Raw genomic sequence first — 20,286 nt, 5'->3', positions numbered from 1 at the left:
GCCGAGATCTCCCCGCCGAACCAAATTTTTCACGGGTGTCTGGGCCGGCCCGGCGGCGCGGGAAAATTTGGGCTTGGGCCAAAAGTGATCGATCGCAAGGGCATGCAAGGCTTCTCGCGCATCCGCCACGCCCTCCCCCTCGCCGCGCTCGTCGGCGCCGCGACCTTGGCGTCGCCGGCTCTCGCCGAGACCCCCGGGGACAGCTTCTCCCGCCCCATGTTTGGGGATCGCAGCGAGGCGCTGTGGCCCCTCGAGGTCGGTCTCGAGATCGTCGTCCATGAGAGCAATCCCGCGGGTCTGTCGGCCTCGGGCCGGGGTCAGGGGCCGGCGAGCCACACGCGTATCGTGGTCCCTCGTCGCGCTCTGGTGGTCTCCGACGGCCAACACACGACCTTCACGGAGGTCATCGCCACCCCCTCGGGGCAGCGCGTGTTCGAGATTGAGGTGGTCGCCCGGCACCACGACGGCCGCAAGGTCGAGCTGGAGTACGACCTGATCGTCCGCCAGGCCCGCTTCGCGGAGCTGACCTGGAGCGATTACGTGCTCCACCGCCTGTCGCTGGCGCCCCGCCCGGAGCTGGGCCCCCAGGTCCTCGCTGCGGCGCGCGCGGACATCGTGGAGACAAAGGGCGAGGTTCACAGCCAGCGCGTTCGCGTCGACGGCGATCTTTACGAGGTTCGTCTCCACGCCCATAGCATGCGCGGTTGACACCGATTCCGGGCCCAGCTAATCCTTCTGCCAACTCGCTCGCCCGACCGGGGCGCGAGTTTCTCGGAGTCCTCCTCGATGTCGACGCGCCTCTTCCCCGCTCGCCTCTCCCGCCTGTCCCTCCTCGGCCTCTTCGCCCTCGGCTCGCTCGCCATGTCGACCACGGCGTGCAAGAAGCCCGAGTACCCGCTGTGCAAGAAGAACAAGCACTGCAACCAGGAGATGGGCGAGCGCTGCCTCGATGGCACTTGCCAAAACTGCGTCGAGAACAGCGAGTGCGCCGCCAAGGGTCCCAACGGTGAGGACTACGTCTGCTTCGAGTACCGCTGCGTGGATCCCTCGGAGGCCTCGGCCGGTGGCTCGGGTCAGGGCTCGCCGTGCACGAGCAGCCTCGACTGCACCGGCGGCTTGGTCTGCAAGTCCGGCGCTTGTGACTTCTGCGCAGAGGACATGGACTGCCCCGCCGGCACCTGTGACCTCGGCACTGGCCTGTGCTCCGACGGCATGCCCGGCGCGCCCGGGGCCTGCACCGTCGACGACGACTGCGCGATGGACGAGATCTGCGACGCCGGCATGTGCATCTTCTCCGGCGACTACCAGGGCGACGGCGAGGTGCTCTGCGACCTCCCGGCCGTGTTCTTCGGCTTCGACAGCCCCAAGCTGAGCCCCGACACCCAGCAGCAGCTGCAGGCGGCCGCCCAGTGCATCGCCGACCAGGGTCGCCTGGTCTACCTCGAGTCCCACGCCGACCCGCGCGGCACCGAGGAGTACAACATCCTGCTCACCGACAAGCGCGGCCAGGGCGTCAAGAAGTTCCTCGTCGACCTCGGCGTTCCCCCCGAGAACATGCAGGTCATCTCGAAGGGCAGCCTCGAGGCCCGCGGCACCGACGACTCGACCTACGCCGACGACCGCCGCGTCGAGTTCGTCTGGCAGTGATCGCCGTCGACAACCGTTCTGACCTCGGCGCGAGCGCGCGCTGAGGTCCCCCACGACCCGCCGCCTCGGCGGGTCGCGCGATCGGAAAGTCCATGTCCACGACCCGACCCCACTCGTTGACCCTCCTCGCCGTCTTCGCTTGCGCCCCTTTGTTCTCGGGCTGCATCACCATGAAGGCCGACCACGACGCCCTCGAGTCCGAGGTCATGGCGCTGCGCAAGAAGGTCGCCGAGCGTGACATGCAGCTCGAGGAGACCCTGGCCAAGGCCCAAGAGCAGATGGCCCAGGTCGAAGAGCAGCTGGCGGCGGCGGAGAAGATCCTGCGCTCGAACCAGGCGACCATCGGCGTGCGCGTCGACGACCTCGAGGTCGACCTGGGCGAGGTCCGGGGCGTCGCCGAGGACAGCCAAAACGAGGTCGCCGCCCTGGCGCAGAACATCTCCGAGTCGCGCACCGAGGTCGACCAGCGCCTGGCCAAGCTCGAGACCCAGCTCAACGCCGAGACCAACATCCCCGAGGGCAAGTCCGACCTCATGCGCGCGGCCGAGTCGGCGCTCAAGTCCAAGGACTTCGGCCGCGCTCGCCGGCTGTTCCGCACCTACTTGTCGCGCTACCCGGCGGACAAAAAAGAGGCCGAGGTGCGCTTCAAGATCGGCCAGACCCTCTACTCCGAGCGGGACTATCGCAGCGCCCTGGGCGAGTTCTATTGGCTCGTCCAAAACGCTCCGGAGAGCGAGGTCATCCACGACGCCGTCTACTACTCGGGGCTCGCGTTCGCGAACCTCGGCCAGTGCGACAAGTCGATGGCTTACTTCGAGGCCATCGTCAAAGAGGACTCGGGCGCCCCGGATCGCTACAAGAAGCAGGCGGCCAAGCAGATTTCGACCCTCGAGGCGGACAAGGGCAAGATCTGCGCGGATCGCCGCTCGAGCGAAGAAGAGACCGACCCGGCGGCTTGACCGGTCGTTCGGGCTTGGGCTCGAGTTTGGCAACGATCCGCCGCGAGGGCGTTCGAGGCCCTTGCGGTGGGGAGCGCGCATGAGGCAGCATGAGATTTGGCGCGGCCAAGTGTCACGCCCGTCGCCCCGCCATGGCCGAGTCGGACAAGCCCGAAGACCCACCCGTCGATCCCGAAACTGGTTCCAAGGCTGACTCGGCCGCGGACAGCTCCGAGGGAGGCGAGGCTGAGGGCGGCGAGGCCGAAGCGCCCGAGCCGGAGGCGAAGGCCGGGAGCTCGGTCGGCGAGGGCTGGGGCGATCTCTTTGGTGAGCCCGCGCCCGCGCCCGCGCCTGGAGCCGGCGCGGCGAAGGGATCGCTGTTCGCTCCGCCGGCCCTCGGCGGGCTGAACGAGAGCAAGGGCCCGACGAAGATCTTCATCCCGCCGATCGGCTCGCCGTCTCCGCGCAGCTCGAGCGACTCGAGCTCGATCGCGGGGGCGTTCTCGACCGCGCCGCCCAAGGTGCCCTCGGTCGCGCCTCCGGTCGCGGCGCCGGCTCCTGCGGAGTCGAAGGATGACGCGGCGCCGGCACCTGCGAAGTCGGATAGCGACGAGAAGTCGGATGGCGACGAGAAGTCGAAGGACGACGAGAGGCCGGAGCGCGACGAGGAGTCGGGCGACGAGAAGTCGGATGGCGACGAGGAGTCGGGCGACGAGAAGTCGGATGGCGACGAGGAGCCGGGCGACGAGAAGTCGGATGGCGACGAGGAGTCGGGCGACGAGAAGTCGGATGGCGACGAGGAGTCGGGCGACGAGAAGTCGGATGGCGACGAGGAGTCGAAGGACGACGAGAAGTCGGTTAGCGGCGAGGAGTCGAAGGACGACGAGAAGTCGGGTAGCGGCGAGGAGTCGAAGGACGACGAGAAGCCGTCAAAAGACGACGAGAAGCCGAAGGACGACGAGAAGGTCGTCGCCTTCGAGCGCCCGTCCAAGTCCCGCGAGACCCCCGAGCCCGCGAAACAGACCCCGGCCGCCAACGACGGCGGGACCTCGCCCGCGATCCTCTACATCCTCGGCGGCGTCGGCCTGATCCTGGCCTTCGTGGTGTTCATCGCCAGCGGCAAGAACAAAGAGGCCGCTCACAACGACACCAAGGAGCCGCCGCGCACGAACACGGCCAAGGACGAGCGCCCGAGCGCGGGGCCCAGCGCCGAGGAGGCGCTCGAGGGGCCCAAGCCGCGGGCGCCCGACGCCCTCTCGGCCCACGGCAACCGCGCCGAGGTGATCGTCCCGGAGACGGGCGGCAGCGAGGAAGGCAGCGACGAGGTCGGCGAGAGCACGGACTCGGAGTCGGGCGGCGGCGAAGAGTCGGGCGAGACCGGAGAGCCCGCGGCAGAGACCGAAGCTGCGCCGGAGCCTGCGCCCATCGACCCGATCCCGACGCCGGCCAAGGTCGACGACCCCCGCGATCCGAGCGTGATCCCACCAGGGACGCCGGCGGCGAACGCAAAGGCCTTCAAGAAGCTCCCGGTGTCGATCCACGACGGCCCGCCGATCGGCGCGATCGGGGCGACGGGGATCCACATCGACCTGGCGCAGATCGGCACGGCCTACGAAGGCGGCAAGTGCACCGGGACGGGTCAGAGCTTCCCCATCGAGGGGACGGACATCATCAACGTGTGCTTCCGCGTGGTCCACAACCGCATGGAAGAGACCGTTCGGATCTTCTGGGAAAAAGACGGCGTCGTCACGCGTCGAGGCAAGGTCACGATCCGGGACATCCACGCCTACAAGACCCGCGCCTACCTCAAGCTGCGCCCCGAGTACGTCGGGGACTGGCAGGTGCGCATCGTCCCCGAGGGCGACGAAGACGCCGAGCTCGCCGTCGTCAAATTTCGAATCACCGAGTAGGTCGAATAGGATGCTCAGGCCCCCGTCTCAGGGGAGCCCCCGGCGCCGAGCCCGTCCGTCATGCCTGCTCTGACTCGTCCCTCCCGCCCGTCCTCTCGCCGCTTTTCCACCCTGCGCAAGCTCGTCACGGGGTGCGCCCTGGGCCTGGTCTGCGCGGCCCTGGTGGCCAGCCCCAAGGCTCAGGCCGACGAGAACGAGAACGCCAGCGCGGCCTTCGAGGGGGAGGAAGAGGAGATCGGGACCTGGCGCTTCAAGCACGCCGACAAGCCGGTCAAGGTGCTGATCCTCGCGGGCTCCGTGGGCGCCTGGCAAAAGGGCCCCTACCCCGAGCACATCCAGAACATGTGCGCGAACGTGGAGGTCAAGAACCTGTCCAAGACGGGCTACGGCGCCTACCAGCTGCGCCAGCGCTTCATGGCTCAGGTCGTCAAGAACGGCTACATCAACCTGCGCAAGGAAGGCTACGAGCACTGGCTCGTGTTCCAGGGCGGGCTCAACAGCATCGCCACGCCCGAGCGCACCAACCGGGAGCTTCGCCAGATGTTCCTCTCGGCCCACAAGCGCGGCATGAAGGTCGTCGCGTTCACGCCCATGCCCTGGGGGGCCGAGAGCGACAAGCGCTGGCGGGGCTACAGCGGGCTCAAATACAAGGACTTCACCGAGACCGTAAAGGAGTTCATCCTCGGCTCGGCCACGCCCCAGCGGGCCCTCGGGGTCTACCGGGACCGCCGCGACGACCCCACCGGTCCGTGGTTGCCCGAGGAGATCGCCGACGTGCCGATCAACCTCTACGACTCGGACATGCGCGACAAGATGGCCACGCCCCGCGACGTCGAGAAGATGAAGGCGCTGCTGGCCAAGGACAAGGACTGGAAAAAGAGCGTCGCCGAGCTGTCCGAGGACGAGCGCGCCGCCAAGCTCGAGGCCGACGCCCAGGCCGCGGCCCTGATCCCGCAGTACTTCATGCGCCAGGAGCTGCACGCCTTCGACCACATCCATCCCAACGAGGATGGCCACCGGCTCATCGCCGAGACCGCCTGCCCCGAGCTGCCGCGCAGCTGGGGCTGCGACTGCCCCTGACGCCTGCGCGTGCGCTGGATCGTCGGCGACCTCCAAGGCTGCGTCCGCGAGCTGGAAGACCTGCTCGCGGCGATTGCCTTTGACGAGCACCGCGACGAGCTGTGGGCCGCGGGCGACGTGATCAACCGCGGGCCGCACTCGCTCGAGACGGCCCGGCTGTGGCGGGCCCTCGGCGGGCGCGGGATGATCGGCAACCACGAGGTCTACGCCCTGTGCGCGCGCTCGGGTCGATGGCCGCGCAAGTCCGACACCCTCGACGCGCTCTACGACGCCCCCGACGGCGAGGCGCTGCTCGGCGCGCTGCGGGATCTTCCGGCGCTCGCCTTGTTGCCCGGGGACGGCGACGGCGTCCCGGACACCTGGCTCGTGCACGCCGGGCTGCACCCGGAGTGGACGGACCTGCACGCGCTGGCGCCTTTGCTGGGCGGACCCGCGCAGACCGGGCCCCACGACGACGACTGGCTGCTCAGCGAGGCCGTGTCCTTTGCGACGCGGGTCCGCTGCTGCACCGAGACCGGCGCGCGGACCCGCTTCGATCGCCAACCCGAGGACTGCCCGCCGCCCTACCAACCCTGGGACGCGCTCTACGCCGGCGCGACCCGGGTGGTGCACGGCCACTGGGCGTGGCGCGGGCACTACCGCGGGCCCAAGACCATCGGCCTGGACTCGGGCTGCGTCTACGGCGGGCCGCTCACGGCCTGGTGCGTCGAGGAAGACCGCGTCGTGCAGGTGCCCGCGCGGGGCTAGCAGCCCGCTAGCTCAGCCCGGGGGCAGCCGCTTGATCAGGATCTTGGGATCGCCGTCGACGTCGATGTGCAAGATCCACGGGTGGGTGCTGCTCGGGTCCGGGGCGATCGAGCTGGTGAAGTCCGCCGCGGGGAAGGCCTCGTTGTTGCTGCCCCCGGGAAACCACAACCCAAAGGATGCGGGGTCGAGGGTGACCCCGACCTTGCCCGAGCGGTCTGGCGTGATCACGGGAGGCAGGGCGAGCCAGCCCCCGTTCGTGCCCTGGTAGACGGTCGCGGTCGAGCTGCTCATGAACGCGAGCTGAAAGACCTGGACCACGGCCCCCGCCGAGGTCACGGAGAGTTCGCTGCCGCTCGCAACGGAGTAGGTGTAGGGCCCGGATCCCTGGGCGCTCAGGGGGGCGCCCCCGTCGACGGTGACCGTGGGCTCGCCATCGTCGGCGTTGACGGTGACGGTGTTCGAGCTCCCGACGATGACGTAGGGGCTCGCGGTGCTCATGTCGAAGCCCGTCGTCAGCGCGCTCTGCTGCAGGGTGACCTGGTTGTAGGTGTAGGTGATGTTCGTGACCGAGCCGATCTCCGTGAGCGGGTCGCCGTGGTAGACGACGTAGGTGTCGATGGAGTCGTCCCCGGCCAGGAAGGCCGAGTAGGTCGTGCCGTCGCCCGTGGGCTTGGGCAGGTGCTTGGTGTCCTGGTAGACCACCGCGCCGCCCGACTTCCCCTGGATGGTCACGTTGAGGTCGTCGCTGCTGCTGTTGCGTACCTCGAACCACCCCTTGGCGACCTCCCTGTTTAGGATGGTCAGCGTGTAGCCGCTGGAGCTGTCTCCTTCGATCTGTGCGTTGTGACTGTTGCTCATCGGTTTTCCTCTCGATCGTCGTCGGTTGAACTGGGCGGCCTGAGGGCGGCCTGCCACGCGCGGATCTCTCGCTCCCAGCGCGCGCCGTCGTCCATCGAAGACAGCCCCGCGAGGGCGGCGTCTGCTTCGCGGACTCCAGCCTCGCGATCGCCCTGCTCGACCAGCACCTGGGCCAGGAGCCAGCGCGCCTCGAGCTGCTCGCGCGAGCCCTCGGGGGACAGGCGGACCGCGAAGCGCAGGGAAGCGTGGGCCTCGTCGAGGGCCCCGCTCTCGAGGCATACCGCGCCCAGGGCCTTGCGGGCGATGGCGAGCTGCGGCGAGTCGGGGCCCAGCTCGGCCTCGAGCACGGCCAGGGCCCGACGCAGGCGCGCGTCCGCTTCGGCCGTGCGCCCGAGGGCGTGCAGGGCCTCGCCGAGGTTCGCGTCGAGATCGGCCAGCTCGACGGAGTCGGGCGGAAGGTGGCCCTCACCCACGAGCCGGGCTCGACGAAAGCTGGCCTCGGCCTCGGCGAAGTCCTCGCTGCGAAAGGCCAGGGTGCCCAGGGCGCTGAGAGCATAGATGAGGTCGGGGTGGCGCGGGTCGATGGCGCGCAAGGTGGCGTCGGCCAGGCGGGCGTGTTCGGCCCCTCGCTCGAGGCGTCCCTGGGCGTCGAGGATCGCCGCGAGGGCGACGTGCGCGTTGGCGAGGTCGGGGCTCACGCTTCCGTGCTCGATGGTCAGCTCCTCGACGGCCAGGGTCATCGCGGCCTCGGCCTTGGCGAGCTCGCCCGCCTCGAAGGCCGCGAGCGCGTCGTCGTAGGCGCGCCGACCCGGCTCACCGAGCGGTCGCCCCGCCTCGACGCCGAGTTCGAGGGCGCGGGCTTGGGCCCGGAGGGTGTCGGCCCCGGCGAGGCTCGGCGTCGCGCCAAGGGAGGACTCCAGCTCGGCGAGCTGACGCAGGGCGATGGCGCGGCGAAAGTCCTGGGTTGGCCCCAAGGCCTCGAGCGCGGCGACGGTCTCGACCAAGGTCGAGCGCGCCGCTTCGCGCTCGCCGACGAGGACCTGAAGGCGGGCGCGATCGAGGGCCAGGGCCGCGCGCCGGACCCGGGCCTCGGGGACCTCGGCGAGGATCTGGGCCGCGCGCCCTTCGAGCCACGTGGAGCGCTCGGGATCCATCTCGAGCTCGAGGGCGACCGCGAACAGGCCGGCGAGGGCGTCGGCGCGGAGCAGCAGGTCGTTCGACAGGGCGGCCTCGTCGAGGGCCTCACCGAGCCAGATCTGGGCTGCATCTGCGTCCCCGCGGGCCCGGGCCAGGCGCGCCCGGGTCAGCGCAGCGCGGCCGATCGTGGGTCCGTGGTCGAGCTCGCGAGCGTCGGCGTGGAGCCGCGCGGCTGCTCGCTCGCGGATCTCGATCGAGCGCTCGCCGATGCCCCAGCGCGCTCGGAGGAGCCCGCGCTCGATGGCGTCGACGGCTTCGCGCTGCGCTGCGGACACAGGGGCCTCGTCGAGGCCTTCGCGGGTGCACAGCTCGACCTCGCCGAGGACCTGCCCGCCGCGCGAGAGGCCGCGCGCGCCCTCTTCATCGATGAGCTCGAGGGCCAGCTCGAGCTCCCCGCGTCGCGCGCTCAGGCAGCGGTGCCGAGGCGCGAGCGCGGACTCGGGCAGCAGGTTCTCGACGTGCACCGCCTCGCAGCTGGCCTGGGCGACGCCGCGCCAGTCCTCGACCCAACTCTCGAAGGCTCCGGCGACCCGCGGATCCAGGGCGCTCAGCTGCTCGCTGCGCGCCGCGGTCCACACCTCGTCGATGCCCGCGCTCGCGCGGGCGCAGGGGTCGGGTGGGTCCTCGAGCGCGGGTCCGAGCCACAGCCCCGCGCCCAGCCCGCCCGCGAGGGCGAGGCCGACGGCGGGCAGGATCCACCGACGGCGCCGCGGGGGCGCGAGGGCGAGCAAGAGCGCCTCCATCTCCGGGAAGCGCTCGCGCGGATCGGGGGCCAAGCCGCGCTCGAGGGCTCGACGGACGCGCTTGGGGATGCGGCGCTGCTGCTCGGCGCTGGTGTGCCGGGGTCGCGCCCCCGCGAGGCACTCCCACACGCTGACGCAGTAGGCGTACTGATCGGCCCGGGCGTCGACGGGTTCGCCGGCGAGCTGCTCGGGCGGGGCGTAGGCCGGGGTGCCGGCGAAGCCCTCGCGCCGGGAGACCGACTCGGTTTGGGCCGACGACGCCGAAGCGTCGAGGGTCGCGGCGTCACGCTCGATGGGCGCTTGGGCGCTCAGCTTGCGGACCAGGCCAAAGTCGATCAGCCGCGCGCGCCCGTCTTCGCCGAGCATGGCGTTGTCGGGCTTGAGGTCGCGGTGAACCAGCCCCGCCCGGTGCACGGCGGCCAGGCCCCGGCCGACCTCGAGCCAGGCGTCGAGGATCGCCGCGGGCTTCGGGTCGTGCTCGGCGACCCACTGGCGCAGGGTCAGCCCGGGGATGAACTCCATGGCGATCCACACCCGCCCCTCGCTGTGGCCCGCGTCGTAGACCGGGATCACGTTGGGGTGCGAGAGCTTCGCCAGGGCCTGGGCCTCGACGAGCATGCGCTGCTCGCTGCGGGCGTCGCCCTCGTCGCGGCGCAGAAACTTGAGCGCGATGGTCCGGTCGAGGCGCTCGTCGACGGCGCTCCAGACCATGCCCATGCCGCCCGCGCCGAGCTCTCGCTCGAGCACGAAGCGGTCGACCCGGCGGGGCTGCAGGGCCTCGCCGAGGAGCTGGGCCCGGACGCGCTGGCGGGCCAGATCCATGGCCAGAGAGTCCGGCTCGGGCAGGTCGATGGCCTCGAGCCCCGAGTCATCCGCGGACGTGGCCTCTGCGGAGGCTGTCGATGGCGGCTGCTCGGACATGCTGGGGTGGTCAGGGCTGGCGCGGGTTCAATTCGAAAATTTCGATTCTTTCAGGCCCAAGCCTCGCGCAGCTGCTCGGCCCAGTCTTCGAGCCCCGCGACCGTCGACTCGAGCTCTTCTTTGGTCCGCGCGAGCAGGTCGAGGTTGGCCCGCAGCCCGGCCTTGGCCTTGCGCAGCAGGTTGCGGGTGTTGGCCTCGGTGGCGTCGATGACCGCCCCGATCTGTTTGGCCGTGAAGCGCTCCCAGTAGGCCAGCTCGAGCACGACCTGGTGCTCGAGGGGCAGGCGGCGCAGGGCCTCGAGCATCAGCCGCTGCTCCTGGCGCTTGGCGAAGGCGGCGCTCGGGCCCATGCCCAGGTCGGCGACGGACAGCGAGCCCGAGCCCAGGTCCGCCTCGCGGCCGCGCTTGCGCGCCTGGACCTCGATCCACTGGCGCAGGATGTTGCGGGCGATGGCGAACATCCAGGTGCGCACGCTGGCGTCGCCGCGGAAGCGGTCGCGGCTCTCGACGGCGCCGGACAGCGTGCGCTGGACCAGCTCCTCCGCCTCTTCACCTCGGCGGACCTTGTTGATGAAGAAGCGATAGAGGGGCTGGAAGTAGCGATCGATGAGCTGGCCGCCGGCTCGCTTGTCGCCCTGCTTCCACGCCTCGAGCAGCGCCCGCTCATCCACCTGCGTCATGTTCGCGATGGTAGCAAGCCGGGGCTCCGAGCGCGTCTGGGGAGATTGTCGGACTTTTTCGAATTGCTCGCGGGGCTCGCCTGACCGTCCCCATGCGTCGCCCAACGAGTCCCGCGACGCCGGAGACACCAAGCCATGAACACCCCCAAGCTCCCCCTTTCCGCCTTCCTCCTCGTCAGCTCCCTCGCCGCCCTGATCGCGCTGCCGAGCACGGGCGCCGCCGCCCCCAACCGCGACATCGACGGCGACGGCCTCGACGACCTCGTGGTCGGGATCCCCCGCGACAACGACGACGACGACGCCAACACCGGCTCGGCCGCGGTCTACCTCAGCAGCGCCGCCGGCTTCGACCCCATGGAGCTCCTGGTCCCGCGGGTCCACGGCGGCGAGCGGGCGGGCTTCTCCGTGGCCCTCGGCGACTTCAACTGCGACACCATCCCCGACGTGGCCATGGGCGCGCCGCTGGATCAAGTCTACAACTTCGAGGAGGCCGGGCGCGTGTTCATCTACAGCTCGACGCCGGACGCCGAGGCCCCCGAGGGCTGGAGCTACACCCGCAGCTCGCTGATCCGCTCGGACTTCTACGCCCCCGAGGAGGCGGGCGACCGCTTTGGCCGCTCGGTCGTCGCCGCGGACTTCGACGGGGACGGCTGCGACGACCTGGCGATCGGCGCGCCCGGGGCCTCGGAGCAGGGCACCACCGACAACACCGGGCTCGCCTACATCGCCCGCGGCACTGCGGGCGGCCTGACCTGGTGGCAGAACATCCGCCCCGACGTCGCGGGCGGCGAGGACGCCCGCTTCGGCTTCTCGCTGGGCCGCGGCGACATGAACGAGGACGGCCTCGACGACCTGCTCATCGGCGCGCCGACTTGGGTCGTGGACGGCGAGACCGTCGGCGCGGCGCAGGTCCGTACCTTCGACGGCAACGCCTTCGTGCACGAGCTGGCGCTGGTCACCCCCTGCGACGACGCGGCCTGCACCAACGACGAGAACTGGCACTGGTTCGGCTGGTCCCTCGCCGCGGGCGACTTCGACGGCGACGGCCACCCGGACCTGGCCGTGGGCTGGCCCGGCAAGAACCCCCAGCCCGAGACCGGGACCGTCGAGATCTTCGAGACCGACGGCGCGGGCACGGTGATCGACAACCGGGCCGTGTCCTGCGGCAGCGGGCCCAACCGCTTCGGCTACGCCATGGTCAGCGGCGACGTCGACAGCGACGGCGTCGACGACCTGGTCGTGGGCGCGCCCTACCAGACCCAAGTCGGCGGGCCGAACCTGTCGGGGGCGGCCTTCGTGCTCTACGACGGCCTCATCCAGCGCCAGACCCTCACGCCCATGGACTACCCGGACATGGCCGACAAGCAGCGCTTTGGCAACGCGGTGTCCCTGGGCAACTACCTCGGCGGCGGCACGGACCTGGTCGTGGGCGCCAAGCGGGCCAAGGACGGCAACATCCGCGGCGGCGGGGCCTACACCTACGGCAACGTCAACGGCGTGATGGTGACCTCGCAAAAGCTCGGCATCACAGATTTTGCGGGCGAGCCGGCCCTCGCTGGCGCCCACTTCGGCGGCGCTCTGAGCTTTTGACTTGGACCCCCGCGGGCGCTTCCGGTTGGCGTCCGCTCGCTTCGCTCGCTCCCAGGCTGTAGGGCTTGGGAGGCCTTGCTGCCCCCTAGAAGGGGGCTCTTTGTCGTGTTGGAGCTGGCTGGGGTCGGGGAGGCCCGGTGGAGTTGGCTCGATTCGGCTCGGCTCAGCTCGGCTCAGCTCGGCTCAGCTCAGCTCGGCTCGGCTCGGCTCGGCTCGGCTCGGCTCGGCTCGGCTCGGCTTCAGTGAATCCACGCCCCCGCTTGCGGGGGCGACCACCGGCCCTCTCCCAGGCACGAACCCCATTGAGGACAAGCCAAAGAGGAGGAGCGGCAGCGACGAAGCGTCCCCGGTCCCGCGACCTCTGCGGGGGCAAAGTTGAATTCAGCCGAGCTCGAAGAGCAGCGAGAGATCGACGTTGGGCGCCGAGTGGGTCAGGGCGCCGACGCTGACCAGGTCGAGGCCGAGGGTCGCCAGCCGGGGCAGGCGCTCGATGGTGATCCCGCCGCTGACCTCGAGGATCACCCGGCGCTCGCCCTTGGGCCCGACGATGGCCACGGCCTCGCGCAGGGTGTCGTCGTCCATGTTGTCGAGCAGCAGGATCTCGGCCCCGGCGGCCACGGCCTCGCGCAGCTCGTCGAGGGTCTCGACCTCGCACTCGATGCGCGCGGTGTGGGGCGCGTGGGCCTTGGCGGCCGCGACCGCGGCGGTGACCGAGCCGGCGCAGCGGATGTGGTTCTCCTTGATCAGCACGCCCGCGCCCAGATCGTTGCGGTGGTTGTGGCCGCCGCCGCAGCGCACGGCGTAGCGATCGAGGGCGCGCAGCCCCGGCATGGTCTTGCGGGTGTCGACGACGCGCAGCTCGGGGCCGGCCGCGTCGACGTAGCGGCGCGTGGTCGTGGCCACGGCGCAGGCGCGGCCGAGCAGGTTCAAGGCCGTGCGCTCGCCCGCGAGGATCGAGCGGGCGTCGCCCTCGAGCTCGGCGACGACCGTGCCGGGGGTGATCGCCGCGCCGTCGTCGACCTGGACCCGGACCTGGACCGCGCCGCCGAGGCGAGCGACGGCCGCGAACACCTGGGCGATGACGGGGGCGCCGGCGAGGGTCAGCGCTTGCTTGGCGACGATCCGCCCGCGCGCCTGGGTGTTCGCCGGGACGGTCAGGCGCCCGGTCAGATCACCGGAGCCCAGATCCTCGGCCAGCGCCGCCGCGACGATGGCCTCGATGGCGCCGAGCTCCGAGATGCCACCGCCGCCGCCGCTCATCGAGCACCGCCCGCGGCCCGGGTCGAGCGCTCCATGGCGTCGCGCGTGGCCTCGAAGCCCTGAGCGTGCCACAGCTCGAAGGCCATGTCGCGCTGCTCGGCCCAGCGCTTGAGCCGGGGATCGGGGTTGATGACCCGCGGGTTGCCGACGCGCTCGAGCATGGGCAGGTCGGAGTAGCTGTCCGTATAGAAGTAGGAGCGGTCCAGATCGATGCCGTGGGTCCCGGCGAAGGAGGCCCCGGCCTGGAGCTTGCCCGGGCCAAAGCAGCTCGGCGGGAGGTGGCGACCGGTGAGCTTGCCGTCCTCGATCTCGAGGCGCGTGCAGATGAGGTGGGGGATGTCGAGGAGCTCCTGCAGGGGCTCGACCGAGAGCGCCGTGCCCGAGGTCAGCAGCACCAGGGTGTGCCCGCGCTCGCGATGCCACTCGACCCGCTCTTTACCCTCGACGCAGATCTCGGGCTCGATGTCCGAGCGGAACCAGCCCTGCAGCTCCGACACGAGCTCGGCGACGTCGCGGCCGGCGTACTCGGCGACGACGTCGGCGGTGACCTGCTCGTAGTCGAGGATGCTCATGCGGTACTTGACCAGCCACCACACCGAGCGGACCGCGGCCGCGATGGAGATGGCGTCGTTGCGCCACAGGTACTCGACGTACTTGCGCCCGGAGTTGCAGGCCAAGAGCGTGTGGTCGACGTCGAAGAAGGCGCCGACGCTGGGGTCCCGGGTGTTGCCCGCGTCGTTCACAACGGCGGAAACGTACTCGCCAACAGCATGTCCATCAACAGGTTCGAGGCGACGTGGAACAAGGCCGGCGCCCACAAACTGTCACTTCTGCGCCACAGCCATGCAAACACCAGGGCCGGGAAGAAGGTCCCGAGGCGCGCGGTGTTGGCTACGGTCACGAGGTGGCCCAGGGCAAACAGGGCGCTCGAGATCACGGCCGCCCAGCCGAAGGGCACGCCGAGCACTTCGCGCTTGGGCGGGAAGCGCTGCTCCAGCGCGCTCATCAGGTAGCCGCGATGGAACACCTCCTCGGGCAGGGCGACGGCGAACAGGCCCACGGCCACGGCGCGCAGGAAGCCCAGGCCGTAGTACTGCGCCCACTCGCTCGGAACGTAGATCCCGCGGGGCCACAGCCCGCCGGGGTGCAGGCGGCACTGTCGGGCGAAGAAGCGCTCGAGCCCGCCCGCGCCCGGGGTCCACGACTCGACGGCGATGACCGGCGCGAGCAGGGTCAAGTCACCCTGGCACACCCGCCAGTAAAACAGCCACGTGCCCACGGCGAAGACCGGGAAGATCAGCGCGCCGGCGATCAGGGCGAGCCGCCAGCCGCTGCGCCGCCATGGTGGAATGGGCGAGTCGGGCCCCACCTGCCAGCGAGCGGCGAGGTCGGGGCGATCTCGGAGCATCCAGCCTGGCAGCAGGAAGAAGCCGGCGATCAGCAACAGGCCGATCGACTCGGCGATCACCGGCGGCCACGGCAGCTGGCGGATCAGTCCATAGCCGAGGTAGAGCCCGACGGTCGCGAGCACGGCCCGACGCGCGACGCGGCGGGCTTGTTCTGGGCTGAGCTCGACAGCCTCGGTCGAGGCAGGCTCAGCCGCCTCGGTGTCGCTCGCGCTCACGACCAGAACTTAGCCGCCGGAGGCCCGAGCGAGAAATGCGCATTTTCGATGGCGAGGTGAGTGAACCACGCTCGCGGAGCTTTCAGGTCAGCCGACGGCGCTGGCCAGCCGGGCCATCCGCCGGCGCAGGCTCTCGAGGCTCTCGTTGAGCAGGTCGACCTGGTCGAGGACGCTCACGTCCGTGGCCAGCTCCTGGACCTTGGTCCCGTCGATCCGCTGGCCCTCGAGGATGTCGAGGGTCGAGATCAGGTAGCGCTCGATCCTCTCCATGGACAGGGCCGTCTCGCGCAGATCGTCATCGATGAACAGCAGCAGGTTCTCGATGTGCTTCATCTTGGCGACGGCCGAGCTGGGCGCGTAGTCCGAGCTGGCTCGATCCATCAGTCGATCGCGGGCTCGCGCGCGGCGACCGCTGAGTCGACGCTCGGAGTCCGACGGCTCCTGCGAGGGGCTGTTGTCGTGGCTTCCGGTCATCCGCACGTGGACCATGCACCACCGGTGGCACGGCCCGGCCGGAGTGGGCAAATTTCCGGCGAGTTTGGCCCCGGGAACGCCCGCAGGCCCACTTGGCCCCTTGGGCGAGCCTCGTACGATCGGTCAGCTTGCGATTTTCTCGATTGTGGGGATCCTTGTAGTTGGGCCGGGCGGTCGCCGTGTTGGGGCGGTGACTGGAGTGATCCGAGCGCGCGAGCGCGATGGCGGCGATTCCAGACCACATCATCGAGCAGATCCGCGAGGAGACGGACATCGTCGAGGTGATCGGCAGTCACGTCGGGCTCAAGCGATCCGGAAAGAACTTCAAGGGGCTGTGCCCCTTCCACGACGAGAAGTCGCCGAGCTTCTACGTGGATCCGGTGCGCAAGAGCTTCAAGTGCTTCGGCTGCGGGGTCTGGGGCGACGCCTTTAGCTTCGTGCAGAAGATCGAGGGCGTGGGCTTTTTGTCGGCGGTGCAAACCCTCGGCGCGCGCGTCGGCGTGGCCATGCCCAACCAGAGCAAGGGCGACGTCCGCCGGGCCGAGGTCCGCGAGCGCGAGCGCGAGCAGGCCTACCGGGTCAACGCCGCCGCCGCCGAGGTCTACCGCACGATCTTGCTCAGCGAGGCCGACGGCGAGGCCGGCCGGGTCTACCAGCGCGAGCGCGGCATCGACGAGGAGACCAGCGAGGCCTTCCGCGTGGGCTATGCCCCCGCCCCCGAGGAGGCGGGCTGGGACACCCTCGTGCGCGCCCTGCAAAAGCGCGACCTGTCCCTCGACGTCGCCAAGAACCTGGGGCTGATCGCCGCGAGTAACCGAGGCGGGAGCTACTACGATCGCTTCCGGGGTCGACTGATGTTTCCCATCATCCAACCTGGCGGTCGGGTGCTCGGTTTTTCGGGTCGAGTGTTGCCCCGCTTCGCCGAGACCGAGTCCGGCGACAAGGCGCCCAAGTACGTCAACTCGCCCGAGTCGGTGCTCTACAAAAAATCCAAAACGCTGTTTGGGTTGCACTCTGCGGGCTCTGTGATGCGAAAGGCCGAGCGGGGGATCCTCGTCGAGGGCCAGATCGACGTGGTCTCGATGCACCAGCGCGGCTATCGGGAGACCGTCGCGCCCCTGGGCACGGCGCTGACCAAGCACCAGTGCGAGCTGCTCGCTCGCTTCACCAACCAAATCATCTTGTGCTTTGACGGTGACCGCGCGGGCGCAAAGGCAGCCTACGCGGCCATGCCTTTGCTCCTCGAGGTCGGCATGGACGTCCGCGTGGCCGCGCTGCCAGAGGGTGAGGATCCCGACAGCATCGATCCGGAGCACCTCGACAACCTGCTGCGCGCCCCCGGCTCGGGTTTGGAGTGGCTGATGCGGCGCATGGTCGCCAAGGGTGCGCGGCAGTCGATCGACGCCAAGGCTCGCGCTCTGCGAGCGCTCGTCCCGCTGCTGCGCTGCGTCAAAGGCCGAGACGCCCGCGGGGACTACTGCAACCTCGCCGCCGAGATGCTGGACCTCCCCCCGCGTCGGGTCTGGTCAGCGGTGGGTGGTGACCTCGCCCTCGGTGGTGGTGGTGGTGGTGGGGGCCGAGGGGAGCGAGGTGAGGGCGGGCGCGGTCGTGGCTCCAAGCGCGGGCGCGCCGTGGGCGGGAAGCGGAGCGATCGGCGAGGCGGCGACCGAAATCGCAATTACCGCGGGTCCAAGTCCAAGCCTCGAAAGGCTTCGTTCGAGCAGGGTCGACCCGCTGGAGACAGGTCGTGGGGCGCTGCGCCCCATCGCGCACCGCAACCGGCTGAGCGGTCTTTTGAACACGGGGCCCACGCCACTGGCCCATCTGGTGGGCCCCCTGACTGGCCAGAGCCGCCGCTCGACATGCAATTCAACGCGGCGGCACCGGCCGAAGGATCAGCGCCGTGGGCTCCTCCGCCAGACATGCCCAACGGCGAAGCGACGGCGGGCGCGGGCTTTGGCGACGAGCCGGACGTCGGCTTCGAGCCTCCGGGCGAGGCTTCGCCCTTCGAAGCGGGCGCGAGCGCAGGGCCGCCACCGGCCGATGCACAGACCATGCCCCAATCGCCACGCCGCGCTTCGCCCTCTCCCCGAGCGGGATCCAAGCCTCCCCCGAGCCCCTCGCAATTTTCTGGTGGTGTGCCACACTCGGCCGCCATGCGCTCCGTTTTGCCTTTGCCCAGCGGCCAGGCGAGCGTGACGGCACTGTTGGTCGACCGACCAGAGCTGGCCCGAAACGCAGAGCGCAATGGCGTCCTCGACCACGTGACCGACCAACGTCTGCAGCCCATCTTGGCCCGCGTCATCCAGGCCGCCCTCGACGGCGAGACCATGCCCAGCGAGGGCGAGCTGCTCGATCTGGTCGATCCGAGCCAGCACCGCATGCTCCACGATCACCTGTTCGGGCACGAGTTCCTCGAGGACGAGGACCCCCAAGCGCGCCTCGACGAGGGCCTGCAGATCTGCCGGCGTGATCGACTCGAGGGCGAACTGCACTCCCTGGAACACCAGATCGCCGAGGCCCGGGCTACCGGTCGCCTCGACGTCGTCCGTGAACTCATGGTCAAGCGCATGGCCACGCGCTCGGCCCTCGCCGAGCTGGTTCAACCGCGTCGCTGAGCCAGCCGCCCCCCGCACCCCTGAAGTCCTGACTTTACTCCGCAGAGGTCCAACACCGATATGTCCGTCAAGAACCCAGCCGTAGACGTCGACAAGATCAAACAGGCGATCGTCGCCTTTGGAAAAAAGAAGGGACACATGACCGTGGCGGAGCTCCGCGAGCTCCTGCCCCCCGACGTCATCGATCACGGCAAGCTCGACGAGTGGAAGAGCATGCTCGAGTCCGAGGGCGTGAAGGTCCTCGCCAAGTCCCTCGAGAAGTCGCCCAAGCGCAAGGCTCGGACCCGCAAGGCCAAGGACGAGTCCGACACCAGCCGCACCAACGACCCCGTGCGCATGTACCTGCGCAAGATGGGCTCGGTCTCCCTGCTGACCCGCGAGGGTGAGGTCGAGATCGCCAAGCGCATCGAGCAGGGCGAGCTCCAGGTGTTCGAGATCGTCCTCGCCAGCCCGGTGGCGGTCCCCTACGTCCAGGACATGTTCGACAAGATCAAGCGCAGCCAGCTGCGGATCAAGGACGTCGTCACCATCGCCACGCCCAACGACGGCCCGCAGCCCAAGAGCAAGGCGCCGGTCAACCAGGACGCCGCCTTCGAGAACATGCAAAAGCAGCTCGAGAAGGTCCGGCGCCACCACAAGGACATCGAAAAATTGCTCGCGGCCCAGGCCGCGACCCCGGACAAGCCCGCAAAGGAGCGCGGCAAGACCGTCGAGCAGCAGGTCGACGATCACCAGATCGCGATCGTCGACGCGATCCGCGAGATGTACCTGTCGCGCAGGCCCGTCGACGGCATGGTCGATGAGCTCAACTCCATCGTCGAGCGGGTCCAGCGGGCCACCCAGGACCTGACCACCTGCGAGCGCCGGGCCGGCATGGAGCTCAGCGAGCTGCGCGGGCTGTTCCGGGACGTGCGCCTGAGCGAGGAGGAGGAGTTCAAGCTCTGCCGTCGCCTGGGCCTGCACCCCTCGGAGCTCCACGAGATCGAGGCGCGGATGAAGCTCGCGACCAAGCGCATCCGCCAGGTCGAGCAGGAGACCGGCATGGACGCGCCGGACCTCATCGAGCTGCACACCCGCTTGATGAAGGCGCGCCGCCAGGCCGACCGGGCCAAGGCCGAGCTCGTCGAGGCCAACCTCCGCCTCGTCGTCTCGATCGCCAAGAAGTACACCAACCGCGGTCTGCAGTTCCTGGACCTGATCCAGGAGGGCAACATCGGCCTGATGAAGGCCGTGGACAAGTTCGAGTACAAGCGCGGCTACAAGTTCTCGACCTACGCCACGTGGTGGATCCGGCAGGCGATCACCCGCGCCATCGCGGACCAGGCCCGGACGATCCGCATCCCGGTCCACATGATCGAGACCATCAACAAGCTGATCCGCACCAGCCGCTCGCTGGTCCAGGAGCTCGGCCGCGAGCCGACCCCGGAGGAGATCGCCGAGAAGATGGAGCTGCCCCTCGACAAGGTCCGCAAGGTCCTCAAGATCGCCAAGGAGCCCATCTCCCTCGAGACCCCGATCGGCGAGGAGGAGGACTCCCACCTCGGCGACTTCATCGAGGACAAGAACGCCGTCAGCCCGGCCGAGGTGGTCATCAACATCAACCTCGCCGACCAGACCCGCCGCGTCCTCGCCACGCTCACCCCGCGCGAAGAGAAGGTCCTGCGCATGCGCTTTGGCATCGGCGAGACCTCCGACCACACCCTCGAGGAGGTCGGCCAGGACTTCTCGGTGACCCGCGAGCGCATCCGCCAGATCGAAGCCAAGGCGCTGCGCAAGCTCCGCCACCCGAGCCGCTCCAAGCGCCTCAAGGCCTTCGTCGAGAGTTCCTGATATGCCCCCGCAGGCAGGGGAGGACCGGGGGCGCTTCGTCGCTCCGCTCCTCCTCTTTGGCTGTAAGGCAATGGGGTTCGTGCCCCCTCAGGCCGCATGTGGTCGCCCCCCAAGGGGGGCGTTTGTTTGGCGGGGGTGAGGGGGCGTTTGTTTGGCGGGGGTGAGGGGG

The 20,286-nt window shown here is 69.9% G+C and carries 16 protein-coding genes; 9 read left to right on the top strand and 7 right to left on the bottom strand.

Annotation, left to right across the window (positions count from 1 at the left end; all coding sequences use genetic code 11):
- Window positions 1-84: 84 nt before the first annotated feature.
- From PPSIR1_RS33595 to PPSIR1_RS33570, 6 genes are all read left to right on the top strand, one after another.
- Window positions 85-708 carry a hypothetical protein gene (locus PPSIR1_RS33595; protein WP_006975708.1) on the top strand — a complete coding sequence of 208 codons (624 nt, stop codon included), beginning with the start codon at window positions 85-87 and terminating at the stop codon, window positions 706-708.
- Window positions 709-786: 78 nt separating this feature from the next.
- Window positions 787-1,647, top strand: a complete 861-nt coding sequence (locus tag PPSIR1_RS33590) for an OmpA family protein (protein ID WP_006975707.1) — start codon at window positions 787-789, stop codon at window positions 1,645-1,647.
- Window positions 1,648-1,739: 92 nt separating this feature from the next.
- Window positions 1,740-2,606, top strand: a complete 867-nt coding sequence (locus PPSIR1_RS33585; protein ID WP_006975706.1) for a tetratricopeptide repeat protein — start codon at window positions 1,740-1,742, stop codon at window positions 2,604-2,606.
- A gap of 131 nt (window positions 2,607-2,737) precedes the next feature.
- The gene (locus PPSIR1_RS48585) at window positions 2,738-4,495 is read left to right on the top strand and encodes a DUF2914 domain-containing protein (protein ID WP_006975705.1); all 1,758 of its coding nucleotides are present in this window, start codon (window positions 2,738-2,740) and stop codon (window positions 4,493-4,495) included.
- Window positions 4,496-4,555: 60 nt separating this feature from the next.
- Window positions 4,556-5,575, top strand: a complete 1,020-nt coding sequence (locus tag PPSIR1_RS33575; protein ID WP_157596246.1) for an SGNH/GDSL hydrolase family protein — start codon at window positions 4,556-4,558, stop codon at window positions 5,573-5,575.
- 9 nt (window positions 5,576-5,584) lie between these two features.
- Window positions 5,585-6,322: a metallophosphoesterase gene (locus PPSIR1_RS33570; protein WP_006975703.1), complete on the top strand. Its 738-nt coding sequence runs from the start codon at window positions 5,585-5,587 to the stop codon at window positions 6,320-6,322.
- Window positions 6,323-6,334: 12 nt separating this feature from the next.
- Here PPSIR1_RS33570 and PPSIR1_RS33565 read toward each other — a convergent pair whose 3' ends face one another.
- The 3 genes from PPSIR1_RS33565 to PPSIR1_RS33555 are packed head-to-tail and all read right to left on the bottom strand — an operon-like array spanning window position 6,335 to window position 10,721.
- Window positions 6,335-7,180: a hypothetical protein gene (locus PPSIR1_RS33565; protein ID WP_006975702.1), complete on the bottom strand. Its 846-nt coding sequence runs from the start codon at window positions 7,178-7,180 to the stop codon at window positions 6,335-6,337.
- Window positions 7,177-10,041 carry a serine/threonine-protein kinase gene (locus PPSIR1_RS33560; RefSeq protein WP_006975701.1) on the bottom strand — a complete coding sequence of 955 codons (2,865 nt, stop codon included), beginning with the start codon at window positions 10,039-10,041 and terminating at the stop codon, window positions 7,177-7,179. The genes PPSIR1_RS33565 and PPSIR1_RS33560 overlap by 4 nt, the downstream gene beginning before the upstream one ends.
- A 50-nt stretch (window positions 10,042-10,091) precedes the next feature.
- Window positions 10,092-10,721 (bottom strand): RNA polymerase sigma factor, encoded by a 630-nt coding sequence (locus tag PPSIR1_RS33555; protein ID WP_006975700.1) that lies wholly within the window; start codon window positions 10,719-10,721, stop codon window positions 10,092-10,094.
- Window positions 10,722-10,856: 135 nt separating this feature from the next.
- On the opposite strand from PPSIR1_RS33555, the gene PPSIR1_RS33550 reads away from it, so the two are divergent.
- Complete coding sequence (locus tag PPSIR1_RS33550; RefSeq protein WP_006975699.1) at window positions 10,857-12,311, top strand: FG-GAP-like repeat-containing protein; 1,455 nt, start codon at window positions 10,857-10,859, stop codon at window positions 12,309-12,311.
- Between the two features lie 381 nt (window positions 12,312-12,692).
- On the opposite strand, the gene nadC is transcribed toward PPSIR1_RS33550, so the two are convergent.
- From nadC to PPSIR1_RS33530, 4 genes are all read right to left on the bottom strand, one after another.
- Complete coding sequence (gene nadC / locus PPSIR1_RS33545) at window positions 12,693-13,571, bottom strand: carboxylating nicotinate-nucleotide diphosphorylase (protein ID WP_006975698.1); 879 nt, start codon at window positions 13,569-13,571, stop codon at window positions 12,693-12,695.
- Window positions 13,568-14,314 (bottom strand): HAD family hydrolase, encoded by a 747-nt coding sequence (locus PPSIR1_RS33540; protein WP_006975697.1) that lies wholly within the window; start codon window positions 14,312-14,314, stop codon window positions 13,568-13,570. The genes nadC and PPSIR1_RS33540 overlap by 4 nt, the downstream gene beginning before the upstream one ends.
- Complete coding sequence (gene mrtZ, locus PPSIR1_RS44585; RefSeq protein WP_006975696.1) at window positions 14,311-15,195, bottom strand: myxosortase MrtZ; 885 nt, start codon at window positions 15,193-15,195, stop codon at window positions 14,311-14,313. The genes PPSIR1_RS33540 and mrtZ overlap by 4 nt, the downstream gene beginning before the upstream one ends.
- 87 nt (window positions 15,196-15,282) lie before the next feature.
- On the bottom strand, window positions 15,283-15,669 hold the full coding sequence (locus tag PPSIR1_RS33530; RefSeq protein ID WP_157596245.1) for a hypothetical protein: 387 nt from the start codon (window positions 15,667-15,669) through the stop codon (window positions 15,283-15,285).
- 221 nt (window positions 15,670-15,890) lie between these two features.
- Between PPSIR1_RS33530 and dnaG the strand changes: the two genes are divergently transcribed.
- Window positions 15,891-18,287 (top strand): DNA primase, encoded by a 2,397-nt coding sequence (dnaG, locus tag PPSIR1_RS44580; RefSeq protein ID WP_006975694.1) that lies wholly within the window; start codon window positions 15,891-15,893, stop codon window positions 18,285-18,287.
- A 60-nt stretch (window positions 18,288-18,347) separates the two neighbouring features.
- Window positions 18,348-20,117 (top strand): RNA polymerase sigma factor RpoD, encoded by a 1,770-nt coding sequence (gene rpoD / locus PPSIR1_RS33520; RefSeq protein WP_006975693.1) that lies wholly within the window; start codon window positions 18,348-18,350, stop codon window positions 20,115-20,117.
- The last annotated feature ends 169 nt before the right edge of the window (window positions 20,118-20,286 follow it).

The organism is Plesiocystis pacifica SIR-1, from assembly GCF_000170895.1.
GTDB lineage: Bacteria > Myxococcota_A > Polyangia > Nannocystales > Nannocystaceae > Plesiocystis > Plesiocystis pacifica.
The sequence above is the reverse complement of the archived record's forward strand: the minus strand, read 5'-3'. Positions and strand labels throughout refer to the sequence as shown.

Excerpts from the sequence above, each read along its gene's own strand:
- PPSIR1_RS48585 (WP_006975705.1), top strand. The coding sequence starts at position 2,738 with ATGGCCGAGTCGGACAAGCCCGAAGACCCACCCGTCGATCCCGAAACT.
- PPSIR1_RS33585 (WP_006975706.1), top strand. The coding sequence starts at position 1,740 with ATGTCCACGACCCGACCCCACTCGTTGACCCTCCTCGCCGTCTTCGCT.
- PPSIR1_RS33555 (WP_006975700.1), bottom strand. The coding sequence starts at position 10,721 with ATGACGCAGGTGGATGAGCGGGCGCTGCTCGAGGCGTGGAAGCAGGGC.
- dnaG (WP_006975694.1), top strand. The coding sequence starts at position 15,891 with ATGGCGGCGATTCCAGACCACATCATCGAGCAGATCCGCGAGGAGACG.
- rpoD (WP_006975693.1), top strand. The coding sequence starts at position 18,348 with ATGTCCGTCAAGAACCCAGCCGTAGACGTCGACAAGATCAAACAGGCG.
- PPSIR1_RS33565 (WP_006975702.1), bottom strand. The coding sequence starts at position 7,180 with ATGAGCAACAGTCACAACGCACAGATCGAAGGAGACAGCTCCAGCGGC.
- PPSIR1_RS33530 (WP_157596245.1), bottom strand. The coding sequence starts at position 15,669 with ATGACCGGAAGCCACGACAACAGCCCCTCGCAGGAGCCGTCGGACTCC.
- PPSIR1_RS33575 (WP_157596246.1), top strand. The coding sequence starts at position 4,556 with ATGCCTGCTCTGACTCGTCCCTCCCGCCCGTCCTCTCGCCGCTTTTCC.
- nadC (WP_006975698.1), bottom strand. The coding sequence starts at position 13,571 with ATGAGCGGCGGCGGCGGTGGCATCTCGGAGCTCGGCGCCATCGAGGCC.
- PPSIR1_RS33560 (WP_006975701.1), bottom strand. The coding sequence starts at position 10,041 with ATGTCCGAGCAGCCGCCATCGACAGCCTCCGCAGAGGCCACGTCCGCG.
- PPSIR1_RS33590 (WP_006975707.1), top strand. The coding sequence starts at position 787 with ATGTCGACGCGCCTCTTCCCCGCTCGCCTCTCCCGCCTGTCCCTCCTC.
- PPSIR1_RS33550 (WP_006975699.1), top strand. The coding sequence starts at position 10,857 with ATGAACACCCCCAAGCTCCCCCTTTCCGCCTTCCTCCTCGTCAGCTCC.